The 13,179-nt window shown below is 61.9% G+C and carries 11 protein-coding genes and 1 pseudogene; 3 read left to right on the plus strand and 9 right to left on the minus strand.

Features of this window, described 5'->3' with window-relative positions; genetic code table 11:
• Positions 1 to 4 precede the first annotated feature (4 nt).
• Complete coding sequence (locus HCN50_RS05390; RefSeq protein WP_171708605.1) at positions 5 to 1,780, minus strand: thiamine pyrophosphate-requiring protein; 1,776 nt, start codon at positions 1,778 to 1,780, stop codon at positions 5 to 7.
• 183 nt (positions 1,781 to 1,963) lie between these two features.
• Between HCN50_RS05390 and HCN50_RS05395 the strand changes: the two genes are divergently transcribed.
• Entirely contained in the window at positions 1,964 to 2,161 is a 198-nt protein-coding gene (locus HCN50_RS05395; protein ID WP_171708606.1) for a hypothetical protein, read from the plus strand.
• Between the two features lie 28 nt (positions 2,162 to 2,189).
• Here HCN50_RS05395 and HCN50_RS05400 read toward each other — a convergent pair whose 3' ends face one another.
• Positions 2,190 to 2,411, minus strand: coding sequence for a hypothetical protein (locus tag HCN50_RS05400; RefSeq protein ID WP_171708607.1), 222 nt, complete (start codon positions 2,409 to 2,411; stop codon positions 2,190 to 2,192).
• A 171-nt stretch (positions 2,412 to 2,582) separates the two neighbouring features.
• Positions 2,583 to 3,059 carry an L-2-amino-thiazoline-4-carboxylic acid hydrolase gene (locus tag HCN50_RS05405; RefSeq protein WP_171708608.1) on the minus strand — a complete coding sequence of 159 codons (477 nt, stop codon included), beginning with the start codon at positions 3,057 to 3,059 and terminating at the stop codon, positions 2,583 to 2,585.
• A gap of 122 nt (positions 3,060 to 3,181) precedes the next feature.
• Between HCN50_RS05405 and HCN50_RS05410 the strand changes: the two genes are divergently transcribed.
• Positions 3,182 to 3,445: a hypothetical protein gene (locus HCN50_RS05410; protein WP_171708609.1), complete on the plus strand. Its 264-nt coding sequence runs from the start codon at positions 3,182 to 3,184 to the stop codon at positions 3,443 to 3,445.
• 135 nt (positions 3,446 to 3,580) lie between these two features.
• Here HCN50_RS05410 and HCN50_RS34695 read toward each other — a convergent pair whose 3' ends face one another.
• Entirely contained in the window at positions 3,581 to 3,976 is a 396-nt protein-coding gene (locus tag HCN50_RS34695; RefSeq protein WP_376700265.1) for a formate dehydrogenase subunit delta, read from the minus strand.
• 30 nt (positions 3,977 to 4,006) lie between these two features.
• A pseudogene (locus HCN50_RS05425) lies at positions 4,007 to 4,336 on the minus strand (NAD(P)H-dependent oxidoreductase subunit E); the annotation flags it as partial.
• Between the two features lie 387 nt (positions 4,337 to 4,723).
• On the opposite strand from HCN50_RS05425, the gene HCN50_RS05430 reads away from it, so the two are divergent.
• Positions 4,724 to 5,614, plus strand: a complete 891-nt coding sequence (locus tag HCN50_RS05430) for a LysR family transcriptional regulator (RefSeq protein ID WP_171708610.1) — start codon at positions 4,724 to 4,726, stop codon at positions 5,612 to 5,614.
• A 3-nt stretch (positions 5,615 to 5,617) separates the two neighbouring features.
• Here HCN50_RS05430 and HCN50_RS05435 read toward each other — a convergent pair whose 3' ends face one another.
• The 4 genes from HCN50_RS05435 to HCN50_RS05450 form a co-directional block, all read right to left on the minus strand.
• A complete protein-coding gene (locus HCN50_RS05435) occupies positions 5,618 to 7,930 on the minus strand; it encodes a PAS domain-containing sensor histidine kinase (RefSeq protein ID WP_171708611.1) in 2,313 nt (770 codons plus the stop codon).
• A gap of 191 nt (positions 7,931 to 8,121) precedes the next feature.
• Positions 8,122 to 9,498, minus strand: a complete 1,377-nt coding sequence (locus HCN50_RS05440) for a cation-efflux pump (protein WP_171708612.1) — start codon at positions 9,496 to 9,498, stop codon at positions 8,122 to 8,124.
• 833 nt (positions 9,499 to 10,331) lie between these two features.
• Positions 10,332 to 12,098: an adenylate/guanylate cyclase domain-containing protein gene (locus HCN50_RS05445; protein WP_171708613.1), complete on the minus strand. Its 1,767-nt coding sequence runs from the start codon at positions 12,096 to 12,098 to the stop codon at positions 10,332 to 10,334.
• Positions 12,099 to 12,333: 235 nt separating this feature from the next.
• Positions 12,334 to 13,122 carry a class I SAM-dependent methyltransferase gene (locus tag HCN50_RS05450; protein WP_171708614.1) on the minus strand — a complete coding sequence of 263 codons (789 nt, stop codon included), beginning with the start codon at positions 13,120 to 13,122 and terminating at the stop codon, positions 12,334 to 12,336.
• Positions 13,123 to 13,179 lie beyond the last annotated feature (57 nt).

The raw sequence follows: 13,179 nt of genomic DNA on the forward strand, positions 1-13,179 counted from the left end.
CAGCTCATTCCTTCTTGCCGAACAGGCCATTGAAGACCTGTTTCGCGGTTTCACCGATTATATGCCCCGTCGCCTCGTCTCCCTTGATCATTGAGGACATGAAGCCGCGGGCTTGCTGCAGCGTCACGTGCGGCGGAAGCGGCACGACCTCCGGGTCGGTCTTGACCTCGATCACCGCCGGCCGGTCGCTCGTGAGGGCTTCCTGCCAGGCCGAGCTCAGCCGGTCTGGGGTGTCCACGAAGATGCCTTTGAAGCCGAGCATCTCGCCGAACCTCGAATATGGAAAATCGGGAATGTCCTGAGAGGCTTCGAATTTTGGGTTGCCCTCCATCACCCGCTGCTCCCACGTCACCTCGTTGAGGTCCTGGTTGTTGAAGACGCAGACGATCCAGCGGGGATCGGTCCAGCGTTTCCAGTATTTCTGCACCGTGATCAGTTCGGCCATATTGTTCATCTGCATGGCGCCGTCGCCGACGAGCGCAATCACCGGCCGGTCGGGATGCGCGAACTTGGCGCCGATCGCGTAGGGTACCGCAGCGCCCATCGACGCAAGCCCGCCGGAGAGCGAAGCCAATTGGCCGTTCTGCACGCGGTAGTCGCGGGCGAACCAGTTGGCGCACGAACCGCTGTCGCTAGTGACGATCGCGTTTGCCGGCAACAAAGGCGACATTTCCCAGATGACGCGCTGTGGATTTACCGGCGCGGCATCCGCCAGGGCGCGCCCCTCGAGTTTCTTCCACCAGGATGCGATATTGATTTCGATGGAGTTCGACCAGCCCCGGTCCTCCTTGCGCTTGAGCAGGGGGATCAGCGCGTTCAGGGTGATCGCGGCGTCGCCATGCAGGTTAAGGTCGGCCGGATAGCGCAAGGAAAGCATCGACGCATCGATATCGATCTGGATGGCGCGGGCGCTGCCGTCCTTGGGCAGGAATTCCGACCAGGGGAAACCTGTCCCGACCATCAGCAGCGTATCGCACCCCTGCATGAGGTCCCAGCTCGGTTCGGTGCCGAGCAATCCGATCGCGCCGGTGACGAAAGGCAGGTCATCGGACAGCACGTCCTTGCCAAGCAGCGCCTTGGCAACACCGGCGCCGAGCAGTTGAGCTGTCTCGATCACCTGGGGGGCCGCGCCACGGGCCCCTGCTCCGATCAAGATCGCAACCTTGCTGCCGGCATTGAGGATCTCCGCCGCCTGCGCGAGCTCGGCATCATCCGGCACGATCTTCGGACGGCGATATCCGAGGCCCGATCGTGTGAAGCCGTGGGCGACCGCAGGTTCTTCGTACGCCTCATCCTGGATGTCTTTTGGAAAGATCAGCACCGACGGACAGTTGCGGGCCAGCGCCACGCGTATGCTGCGGTCGATCAGGTGCCGCACTTGCGCAGGCGCCGAGGCCTCCTGCGCGAAGCCGGCGACATCGGCAAACATGCGATCGAGGTTGAGTTCCTGCTGGTAGCTGGCACCGCGCACGGTCGCCTCGGCCTGGCCGCAGATCGCCAGCACGGGCACGTGGTCGAGCTTGGCGTCGTAGAGGCCGGTGATCATATGGGTGGCACCGGGTCCCCCGGTCGAAAAGCAGACGCCCAGTTCGCCGGTGAACTTGGCGTGCGCCACGGCCATGAAGGCCGCCATTTCCTCGTGGCGGGCCTGGATGAATTCGATGGTGCCGGCACGCTGCAATGCACCGGTCACGCCGTTGATGCCGTCGCCAGGATATCCATAGATACGGCGGACACCCCAAGCATGAAGCCGCTCCACAATGAAATCGCCGACTTTCATGCTGGGTACTCCGGGAATGGAACGGCTGATGGGCTTTGGCTCTCGTTCGACAACGGTCGCTTGCCGGTGACGTTCCTGAGCGCGCCGTCGAACCAACTTTTCCGATTGATCGGGGCTGCGGGAGGGCGTTCGCCTTGGAACTCCTGGAGCCACTAGGAATTGTCGCGGGAACAGGAGGCTGGGATGCATACCGAGATCAACATTTTCGAAAAACCGATCCAACGCATCAGGAAGACCTGCGAGCTGATGGGGCTTGACGCCGACTTCGACCGCAAGCTACCGGAACTCGAAACCTATCTGGAAGGGCTCGTAGCTGAGGGCGAAATCAGCGAGGAACGATTGACCGTGAGCGGCCTGACTTTCGTCAAGCAAGCTCGCTAGGGTGGCATAAGGGGTTAGCCGGAGAGCGTCAGGAGATTTCGCGCGGAAGTTTCCAGGCAGGATCCGGCGCGCAGCATTCTTCCCTGATTTCCTTCACATGATAGCCCGCGGGCAGCACCTGTCCGCCTGCCTCGTCGGCAACGGGAACGTCAGAAATCAGGCCGGAACGGAGCGCATGCTTCCAGACTTCCGGCTCGGTTGGCAGGCCGGGACCGATCTGCCTGTCGCCATCGAAAAGCGCGTAGGGCACGGACCCTCCCAAATCAAAACCCCGCCAGCTATCGCAATAACTGACGGGGCTTTTGAGCTGATATTTCCGGTTGGATTTCTCCTTCCTGAGCTACCTGCTCGTGCCTGCAACGCGCGGGGGGCAATCTTGTTCCCGGCTTTTCAAAAAATCGCGCAGGTGTCCTAGTAGGTCCTACGATGTACCGGCTCCACCCGTGCGCCTGTAGCGAAAGTCGCAATGGCCGGCACCCTGCATAATGGTCTGCGTACGCTTGAGTTCGATGTCGGGGCCGAACCCTTCGGCCGTATCGAAATCCGCCGCACAGACCACCAGGAACCCAAGCTCCGGCTCGCCCAGCTCCTTGTAGAACTCGGCGTACCGGCATCGGGTGACGTTGAACGCGAAGGCGTCCTGCGATTGTTCGATCACATCGTAGTTCAGGGCGTCGTCACGAGCATAGGTCGTGAACGCGGATGCGATGGCCTTGCCCAAATTCGTCTCGTTCTTCGTCCGCCAGAACTCTTCGCCGAAGCGGCGATAGAGGCCGCGGAGCGCCGTTCGTACGAGCTTGTTGGCACGTTCCTCGCCCAGATCGGCCTGAAGCGCCTTCACGAGAGGGACCAGAACCTGGGCCTGGATCTTGGCCTGTTGGATGACGGGAATGCTCACCGGCGGCCTCCATTCTTGTGAGAAGAATCTACGCGCTTCTGCAGTGGGCCTCAATCGCGTGGAACTATTGCCATTTTTTCCTGTTCTGACGTCGGTTCGTTCAAACCTGGAGCCGGTGGGCCATGCGCAAACTACTATTCGGAATCGTGGTCGCGCTGCCAGCTGCTTTTGTGTCCCCGGCGGCCACGGCGCTGCCCGGCGGGCATACCAAGATCCACGGTTCTCTGGTCAAGGCCGACTTGATTGAGGTGAAGGGCGGACACGGCCGCGGGCATGGCTGGGGCCGCGGGCACGGTTACCGGCCGTTTGGTTGGAGCCGGGGCCGAAAGGTCGGTTGGCGCGGGCATGGCTGCCCGCCCGGTCACTGGAAGAAGGGCTGGTGTTGAAACCGGCGGCCAGCCACTTTCCGTCATGGTTCGTAGGATAGTTTTCGCTTCGCGCTAGCCATCCTCCGCGGGCTGTTTGAGGCTCGAATTGAAACTACTCGTGTTCGTCCCGGCCGGACGGACGCTACGCCTCCTTCAATGACTCGAGCGCATCGCGGACATACGGGTCCAGCCCTGTGCCGCTATTGTCCAGATGCGCGAGATCGCGTTGCGCATCCGTGGATCCCAGAACTTCCTGATGTGCTCGGCAAGACCAGGCACGGCCTTGTCGTGGCTCTGGCTAATCAATCGATCAGGCGACATGGGCAGCCTCCGCAACAATGCCGTTGTGTGTGGTCGCAATCCGCTCCGGATGCGTGAAGATTTCAGACCCGTCCGACCGGGCAATCGCCGCAAGCGTGATACCGGCGGTGACGCCGAGCAGGAGCTTATGCGGGCCACCGGTGGCCATGGCATCGAATACCGATGGTGCATCCGCTGCGGTGACCGGACCGAACGTGATGCGGCCCTGGGTGTCGCGACCTCGACCATCGGCTCGAGCCAGTAGAGCCCGCGCGATCCGGTTCTGCTTCCGATCGATATGCCAAGCGTCGCTTCCGCGCGCGCCGCGAGCGCATCGCCTCCCGCCGCCTGGCACGCCTCGGCGCGGCACAGTTTCGGCACGTGGCGGCCGGCGGGTTCGCGGCGGAAGTCGTGATAGAAGGTGAACACGCCATGCACCTCGGCGCGGGAAAGATTGAGCGCGGATGCGATCATCGGAATTGCGGGCTCCGGTACGCAACCGAACGCCTCCTGCATCGCGTGCAGGATCACCAGCGTCGCGCCTTCGAGCTTGTCGTGCTCGGCGATGATCTCGGCGCCGCGCGCTTCATTCCAGCGTTCGTATCCGATGTCATTTTCCGCGTTCTCACCAGAGGTTGTGTGCTCCGATGAGTAGGGCAATCGCGCGGAATATCAATAAAGCTGTCTCATGTTTGCGATTTCAAAACGCGATGGATCCGCGCGCGAGGTGAGACATAGGCAAGGCCTATGACCGGCACGGCAAGCGGACGGGCGTTTGGTCGACAAGCGCGACGGCGCGTCTCCTTGCATAAGCGGGATGAACACATATGCAGCGCTTACGACCCGCCCCGCTCGATAGGGCTGAAAAACTGGACAATATGAACATCGAATTTCCGTCCCGCGAACGCCGTTTTGAAGTATTGGCTCTCTGGCGGCCGTGCTATTTGTGACGCGCGGGCGACCGCCCATACGGCCAAATTTCGTAGGATTTTCTCGGTGATCGACAAGCTTGAACTTCTGCTGGCGCTGGCAAAGGAGCGGCATTTCGGACGGGCCGCGGAAGCTTGCGGCGTTACGCAGCCGACCATGTCGACCAGCCTCAAGCAGCTTGAGGAAATACTCGGCGTAATGCTGGTGCAGCGCGGTTCCCGCTTCCAGGGCTTTACCCCGGAGGGCGAACGCACGCTCGACTGGGCGCGGCGTATCGTCGGTGATGCGCGTGCCATGCGGCAGGAGATCAACAGCCTCAAGGACAAGCTCTCGGGCGAGATCCGGATCGCCGCGATCCCGACCGTGCTCGGCATGGTGGCGCAGCTCACGACACCATACCGCGCGCGCTATCCCGACGTGCGCTTTCGCATCCAGTCCTGCACCTCGGCGGACGTGCTTGGCCTGTTGGAAAATCTCGAGGTCGATGCCGGGCTGACCTATATCGAGAATGAACCGATCGGCAAGGTCCGCACCATTCCGCTTTACAACGAGAATTATCGGCTGCTGACATCGCCCGACGGCATGTTCGGCGATCGCGACCAGGTGACCTGGAAGGAGGTCGGGCAGGTGCCGCTGTGCCTGTTGACGCCGGACATGCAGAACCGCCGCATCATCGATCGCGCGCTGGCTTCCGTCGGCGCCGAGGCGACGCCGACGCTGACCTCGAACTCGCTGCTGGTGCTCTACACGCATGTGAAGACGGGGCGCTGGGCGAGCGTGATGCCGGCCAAGCTCGCCGAGACGCTGGGCCTTGCCGATTCCGTCCGCAGCATTCCGATCGTCGATCCCGTCGTCGACTACAGCATCGGCATGGTGATCCCGCAGCGCGACCCGATGACGCCCTTGATCGCGGCGCTGGTGCAGGTCGCCCGCGAAGTGGCGCCGACGCTGGCGTAAGGACTACGCGGCAGCGGCCTCGACCACGGGCTTGGCCATCGGCTGTTGCGGCTCGCGCGGCAGGACGATGCGCACCACCGTGCCGGTGCCGAGCTTGGAGCGCAGCCGCATCTTGCCGCCATGCAGGCTGGTCAGCGAACGCGCGATGGCAAGCCCGAGACCCGAACCCTGGTAGGTCTTGGTGAGCTGGCTCTCGACCTGTTCGAACGGCTTGCCCAGCCGCCGGAGCGAGTCGGGCGCGATGCCGATGCCGGTATCGGCGATCATCAGCACGATCGCGTCGGGCAGCAGGTGGCTGCGCACGGTGACCTTGCCGTTGTCGGGGGTGAACTTCACGGCATTGGACAACAGGTTGACGAAGACCTGCTTGACGGCGCGGCGGTCGGCCACCACCGAGATGGTGCTTTCGATGTCGGCGTCGAGCGTCAGGTTCTTGTCCTCGGCGCGCCCGGAGACCACGCGCAGCGACTCCGCCAGGAGCTTCGACAGGTCGAGCTGCTCCATGTCGAGCTTCATCCGGCCGGCCTCGATCTTCGACATGTCGAGGATGTCGTTGATGACTTCGAGCAGGTATTTGCCTGATGTCAGGATGTCGTGGCAGTACTCCTGATACTTGTCGGAGCCGAGGACGCCGAACATGCCGCTGCCCATGATCTCGGAGAAGCCGATGATGGCGTTGAGCGGTGTGCGCAGCTCGTGGCTCATATTGGCGAGGAATTTCGACTTGGCCTGGTTGGCTTCCTCGGCGCGGTTCTTTTCCTGCGAATATTTTTCGGCGAGGTCGGCCAGTTCGGCCTTCGAGCGCTTCAGGTCGAGCACGTTGGCGCGCAGGCGCGCATCGTTCTCGATCAGCTTCTGCTCGTGCTCCTTGATCCGGGTGATGTCGGTGCCGACCGAGACGTAGCCGCCGTCCTTGGTGCGGCGCTCGGAGATGTGCAGCCAACTGCCATCGTCGAGCTGCGCTTCGAAGGTGCGGGCTCCCGGCGCTTGCGCGCCGGTCTCCTGCAGTCTGGTGCGCACTTCCGGCATGCTGCCGACCTCGATCACGGTCTCGTACGACGTGCCGGGGGTCACCGCCGTGTCCGGCAGCTTGTGCAGCCGCTGGAAGTGCGAATTGCAGAGCACGAGGCGATCTTCGGCGTCCCACAGCACGAACGCTTCCGGGATGGTCTCGATCGCGTCGCGCAGCCTCAGGTCGGCCTCCACAGTCTTCTCGGCAAGGCTCTTCTGTTCGGTGATGTCGACTGCGATGCCGATCAGGTGCAGCCCGCCGTCGGCCGAGGTGTGGCTGAGCTCGCAGCGCACCCGCAGCCAGATCCAGTGGCCGCCGACGTGCTGCATGCGGAAGCTCTGATCGATATGGTCGATCTTGCCGGCGATCATCTGGTCGGCGATCTCGAACAGGTCGATATCGTCGGATTTCACCAGCGCATTGACCTCGCCGAAGGTGAGGAGGTCGTTGCGCGAGTCGAGGCCGAGCATCGTGAACATCGAAGCCGACCAGAAGATCCGGCCGCGCGAGAGGTCCCAGTCCCACAATCCGCAACGGCCGCGATTGAGCGCGGTGTCGATCCGGCCGCGGACTGCGTCGTTGATCAGGTCGCCTTCGCGGGCGCGGGTCGATTGCCAGTGGAAGGCGAAGCCGAGGATCAGCACGACGAAGCCGGTGGTCGCCGACAGCGTCACCGACAGCGCGGCATCCGAACCCCACAGCGGCTCGTTCTTTTCCTGGATGACGATGACCTGGCCGGGCAGCGCCTTGACCAGCTTCGAGATCGCCATGGCGCCGTTGCCGTTCGGCAGCGTCAGGTCGCTGATGATGCCCTGCTGGCCCGGGCCGGCGAGCAGTTGCGCCGTGCTGATGATGTCGAGGATGCTATCGTTGCCGCCGAGGCCGTCTTCGACCGGGACGCGGGCCAGAATGCGGTGATCGGAGCCGGTGATGATGACATGGCGGCCGTTGGCAACGCCCCAGGCCGGAATCAGATCGGGCAGCAGGCTCTGCAGCCGCTCGATGCTGGCGGCGCGGTCCTGCCGGACCGAGGCAACGCGGTCGAGGCGGTCGGCGAGCAGGTCGGCGAGCGCGGAGAGATCACGCTTCATCGCGGCGCGCTTCTGCCGGCTTTGGTCGATCACCTGCACGAAGGCGCCGAGACAGATGGTGATGAGGAAGGCGATGATCAGCGTCGGCACGGCGCGGCGGAGCGCCGGCTCGGCCGTGAGCAAACGGTGATAGGCAGGCTTCGCGATCGATTGCGCCAATCCTTTGATGGAATCGGACTGGACGCGCACGTTCGCCGCATGCGCTCGCGCCATGCTTTAGACCCCCGCCGAAGGCTCTTTTGCACACTGTCCGGAAGCACCCCGTAGCTTCCGAATCATGCCGATTTGAATCCACTTTTTTCAGGCTGTCGAGAGTCAACGATTCGTTAATTCGAAATAAATCTTGTCCAACGCGAATTGAGGCACGGCAAAGCGAGTCCGAAACGGGAACGAGTCCCACAAACCTACGCGCGCGGCGGCTCGGCATGACTGATCACGCGCTTGATCGAAGGGAACGCGCGGCGCAGCGCGCGCTCGATCTCGTCGACGTTCTCATGCACCTTGATCACGCTCATCGACGGTGCAGCGCGGCAGTGGAAGTTAACGATTTCGCCGGCCTCGGTGTCGCGCACCCGCACATTGTGGATGTCATGGATCGCGCTGCTGCCGGCAAAGCGCGTGAGCGCGGCCTTGACGGTCTCGACGCGTTCGGGCGCGGCATCCGTGCCGTGCGGTAATTCCGGCTCGAGCGGCTCGATGTGGGTGTCGACCTCGACGTCCTCGCCGAAATCCTCGCGGATGCTGCGCTCGAGCCCATGGGCGATGTCATGTGCGGCCTTGAGTTCCATGTCGCCGTCGACTTCAAGATCGATGCTAACAATCAGCCGGTCGCCGAGATCATGCACGGTGACGTGGTGCACCGCGAGTCCGGAATTGCGGGCGATCACCATGATGCGCTCGCGCACACTCTCATTGTCACGCGCGACCGGCACCGCGGTAAAGGTGAGGTCGGCATCGCCGAGCGCCTCGGTGACTGCCGCCTGCGCGGTTTTCTTGATCGCCTCGACGCGATCGATCGGGTAGGTGCGTGGCACCTTGGCAATGGCGTCGATGAAGTGCGTCGGTCCGACCATGCGCACCCGCACGCGCTCGACGCCGACCACGCCAGGTACCGCGCGGATCGCTGCGGTCGCCTTTTCGGAAGAGCCTTCCGGCGCGCGGTCGAGCAGCGTCTCGACGGTGGAGCGCCCGAGCCGCAGGCCGAGGATCGATATCATCACGGCAACCGCGATCGCCGCGACCGAATCGCCCCAGGCAAAACCGAGGGCGGTCAGCACGAGGCCGGCGATGACGGCAAGGGAGCCGAGCACGTCGGAAGCGAAATGCAGCGCATCCGCCGCCAGCGCCTGGCTTTGCGTCTCGCGCGCGGTGCGATGCAGCGCCCGGGCGCGCCAGAAATTCACCGCGATATCGATTACCAGCACCACGAAAGGGACAGCCGATACCGTCGGTGGCGCTGCACCTTCGCGCAGACGGCTCCAGGATTCGACCAGGATGCCGCCGGCCAGCACATAGAGCAGCGCAATCACGCCGAGCGCCGAGAGGCTCTCGAACTTGCCGTGGCCGTAATGGTGTTCCGCGTCGGCCGGCTGGTCCGATACCCGCACCACCAGCCAGGTGATGACAGTTGCGATGACGTCGACGGAAGAGTGCAGCGCCTCCGAGATCAGCGCCAGCGAGCCGATCGTGACGCCGACCACGAACTTGGTCGCCGCCATGCCGGCGCTGGCAAAGATCGAGATCGCCGCGACGTTGGTTTTGAGGGTGGGGGTATTGGTCATGGCCGGCGGTTTAGCAGGGGGGTTCTCAACATGAAAGCCCAGGGGCGAAGCCGCTATCGCAACTCACTTGCAGAAGCGATCTGTTGCGAATTGTTCTGAGTTGAAGGGCGGAGATGGCGACGCAACACTCGATCGTCGTCCCCTGCGAAGGCGGGAATCCAGTACGCCGCGGCTTCTCGGTTCAGTCGCTACTGCCTCTGGGATATTGGGTCGCCCAGTCAGTGTGCGGACCGGGGGGACATGGGTAACACTGCTTGGAGACATGGGTAACACATCGACGGCATGGGGCGATGACATTTGAGTGTGGGGCGACGTTCTCGCGACGCATTGCGCCCGAGCTTTGCAAATTCGTTTCGCCCTACAGGTAAGAGGGCGCAGGGAATGCCGGGTGCTTGCTGCACCCGCGGTCTCGTGTGCAAATGTCGAAAAGAAACGCACACGAGCATACAGGTACAGCCGCGGCACGCGGGCATCCCTGCGCAATGGCGGCCGTAGCCGCCCTGCGAACACCTCTCTCACCGACGCTGCCGCGTCCATAGCATCCCGCCCCACGTTCGTGACGATGGCCAACGCCCCTCTTGTCGGGGCGGGATGGGGCGAGTTGTACGGGTCATTTGGGTCTCTCGCGAAGCGGAATATCTTTGATGCGACGACTGGACGAGTAAATCACCTTGAAGTTGTTGGTGAAAATTGATTATTCGAGAAAAATCGATTTTGCGACGCCATGAACCGGCACTTCCGAACCTTCCTGATGCCGATGTCGCTGAATGGAGACCCATTTCGGACATCTGATGCGGTATGTAGGCTCGCGTGTGGTCAAGGAGCCCCTGTGGTCACTCGGGAAGACCCGCTTGACGGAGCCCCTCGGCGAACGTGGCTAGGTCCTCTGTTCGGCGAAATGGTGCCAAATCTTTGAGATTAGAGGCGCGCAAATTGGGATTGCATTCGAGCGCTTGTGTCAAACCCCTCTGTGCTTGCCCATGCCGCCCGGCGAGCGCACTGCTAGCTGCAAAACTGCAAATCGATAACAGGAAAGTCGGATTGTCCCGCATTGACTGCTCGGCGTATGACGATGCCACGTCATAGCGGCCCGCAAGGAAATGAGCATAAGCCGCGGCTCCCAGCATGCCGTACTGCGATGGATCAACCGGGCTCAGCCGCATGGCCTGCGCGACGTGATCAAGTGCGAGATCGGGCTCACCTCTCCAAATTCTCAACCAGCTGCTGAGCATCCAAGCTTGCGCCAAGTTGGGATTGACCACTAATCCCCGATCCATAAATGCAGCCGCATCGTCGAACTCGTGGGCGACAAATGCGAGTGCGTATCCACCCATACATAGCGCGACTGGATCATCTCCGCCCAAATGCACAGCCTTCCGGGCCAGACGCGTAGCTTCGGCACTCTCCTGAGTATCCTCGACCATCCACCCACGTGCCTTTCGTTGCGTGTAGCACCATGCGGCCATGCCGTAGGCGCAGGCCAGCCGTGGGTCCAGCGCGGTCGCCTTGCCAAAGAGCTGGAGCGCCTTATCGTTCGCCTCCACGGTATGTCGACGAGCCTTCGGTAAACCGCGCAGATAGTAGTCGTATGCATCGAGATTTTCAGTTGGTTTGTGCATGGCTCGCTTGATCTCCGCATCTTGCAACTTAGGAGCGATTGCACCCACAACGCTGGAAGTCACATGGTCCTGTAGTTCGAATATGTCTGCGAGCGCTCCGTCAAAACGATCCACCCACAGGTGTGCTCCCGTTTCAGCATCGATTAGCTGCCCCGCGATACGAATGCGATTCCCAGCCTTGCGCACGCTACCTTCAAGGAGGTACCGAATCCCCAGTTCGCGGCCGACCTGCTTCACATCCACCACGCGGCCCTTGTAAGTGAAGCTCGAGTTGCGGGCGATTACAAACAGCCAAGGGAAACGCGATAGCGCCATCGTGATGTCCTCCACCACGCCATCTGCGAAATACTCCTGCTCCGGATCTGCACTGAGGTTCTGAAAGGGAAGCACCGCAATTGATGGCTTATCTGGGAGAGCCAACACAGGTCTTTGTCTTACTGTAACGCGATCCATGACTTTGAAAATGCGGACCGGCCGCGCAATATTCTTAAGGCGCTGTTCGCCAAGTTCGACGAATTCAGCCGCGATCTTTCCCACAACTTGATCGTAGGCTGATGACGAGATGCAGATACCGCCGGGTTCTGCGATGCCTTCAAGCCGCGCCGCAATGTTTACGCCATCGCCAAAGACGTCATGCGGCTCGACGATGACGTCACCGATATTGACTCCCACACGAAACGCAATACGCCTGTCTTCCGCATCTGCGGTTGTCAGTTCTCTGATACGGGTCTGGAATTCCATCGCAGCCCGAACCGCTCGGACCGCACTCGGAAACTCCGCCAAGAATCCATCCCCAGTGTTCTTGACGATGCGACCGCCGTGCTCCCCAATCGTGGGCTCGATAGCGGCCGCTAGCAGCGTCGTCAGTCTGGAATGCGTAGCCTCTTCGTCATTGTGCATAAGCCGCGAATAGCCAGCGACGTCGGCAGCCAGTATCGCCGACAATCTGCGCTCGATCCGGTTTGGCCTGTCTTTCGGCATGGCACACAGCCCCGACCTAAATCACACTCTATGACGCATCAAGGACTTATGCCAAACGCGTTTTGAGGGGGATAATACCTGCCGACGTCGCTTATGGCGCTTAGCGGACTTTATGTGACTTCGATCAATATCTGGTCTGGACCCAAGGCAGCGCGTAGGGCGGCGGATTGGCCGCAGGCGTAATCCGCCGCTGCATCCGAAGATGGTATTGCGCTGCGCTAATCGGCCCTACGCGCTACTTCGGCCGGCATCCGCTAATCGCATGCGCGCGTGCATCACATATTATGTGGTCATCGGCGTCTGCTGGTAAGCGGGCACGCACCCGTAACTTGAGCGTATCAACGTCTTCAGATTGCATGGCGGCAACCGTGGGCCCAAGCGCAGGGGACTTGAGATTTGTTGTCCAGAAATCGTCAAAATTTGCAAAGGTCCGGCTTACAGTGATCTCCCGCGTTTGCACGTCCTCGAGACCTGCACCGATCCACAAGTCGCGTAACGCTTCCATTCGAGACGCGTCCATCCGTGGTGGGCGCGGCGGCGCAATGCCCATTGCCTGCATTTCAAGGAGGATTGGATCTAGTGGAAACCCGCCACCCAGCATGTCCCACATGTAGGTCGCGACTGCACCGCCCGGGCGAACTACTCGAACCATCTCGCTAACGCCCTTCGCGGGCTCCGGAACGAACACAAGCACCAAGGCCATCACGGCCGCATCGAAGCTGCCATCGCCGAAGGGAAGCGCCATGGCGTCGCCCTTGCAGTACTTTGCCAGGTCTGACGCGGTTCGTGTGCGTGCAAAAGCGAGCTGCGCTTCAGATGGATCAATACCTTGGACCTCCACGGGGCTACATCGCTTGACCAATAGCTCGGTGAAGGCCCCGTTGCCGCAGCCGATGTCGATCCACCGCAAGCCCGGGGATGGCGCCAACCAATCAAGGAAGAGTTGACCAACGAGCCGGCTCCAGACTCCCATCATCTGCTCATAGGCGGCGCCGTCATCGAATAGAATTTCTTGTTCGACCATTGCTGAAGCTCCCGCCGCGACCCGCAACTGCACCGCTCAACGGTACCATTGCCCTCG

Source organism: Bradyrhizobium archetypum (assembly GCF_013114835.1).
GTDB classification, from domain to species: Bacteria; Pseudomonadota; Alphaproteobacteria; order Rhizobiales; family Xanthobacteraceae; genus Bradyrhizobium; species Bradyrhizobium archetypum.

Bases quoted from the DNA above. Each gene is read 5' to 3' on its own strand.
- HCN50_RS05435 (WP_171708611.1), bottom strand. From the start codon at position 7,930: ATGGCGCGAGCGCATGCGGCGAACGTGCGCGTCCAGTCCGATTCCATC.
- HCN50_RS05410 (WP_171708609.1), top strand. From the start codon at position 3,182: ATGCGCAAACTACTATTCGGAATCGTGGTCGCGCTGCCAGCTGCTTTT.
- HCN50_RS05395 (WP_171708606.1), top strand. From the start codon at position 1,964: ATGCATACCGAGATCAACATTTTCGAAAAACCGATCCAACGCATCAGG.
- HCN50_RS05450 (WP_171708614.1), bottom strand. From the start codon at position 13,122: ATGGTCGAACAAGAAATTCTATTCGATGACGGCGCCGCCTATGAGCAG.
- HCN50_RS05445 (WP_171708613.1), bottom strand. From the start codon at position 12,098: ATGCCGAAAGACAGGCCAAACCGGATCGAGCGCAGATTGTCGGCGATA.
- HCN50_RS34695 (WP_376700265.1), bottom strand. From the start codon at position 3,976: ATGGTCGAGGTCGCGACACCCAGGGCCGCATCACGTTCGGTCCGGTCA.
- HCN50_RS05440 (WP_171708612.1), bottom strand. From the start codon at position 9,498: ATGACCAATACCCCCACCCTCAAAACCAACGTCGCGGCGATCTCGATC.
- HCN50_RS05390 (WP_171708605.1), bottom strand. From the start codon at position 1,780: ATGAAAGTCGGCGATTTCATTGTGGAGCGGCTTCATGCTTGGGGTGTC.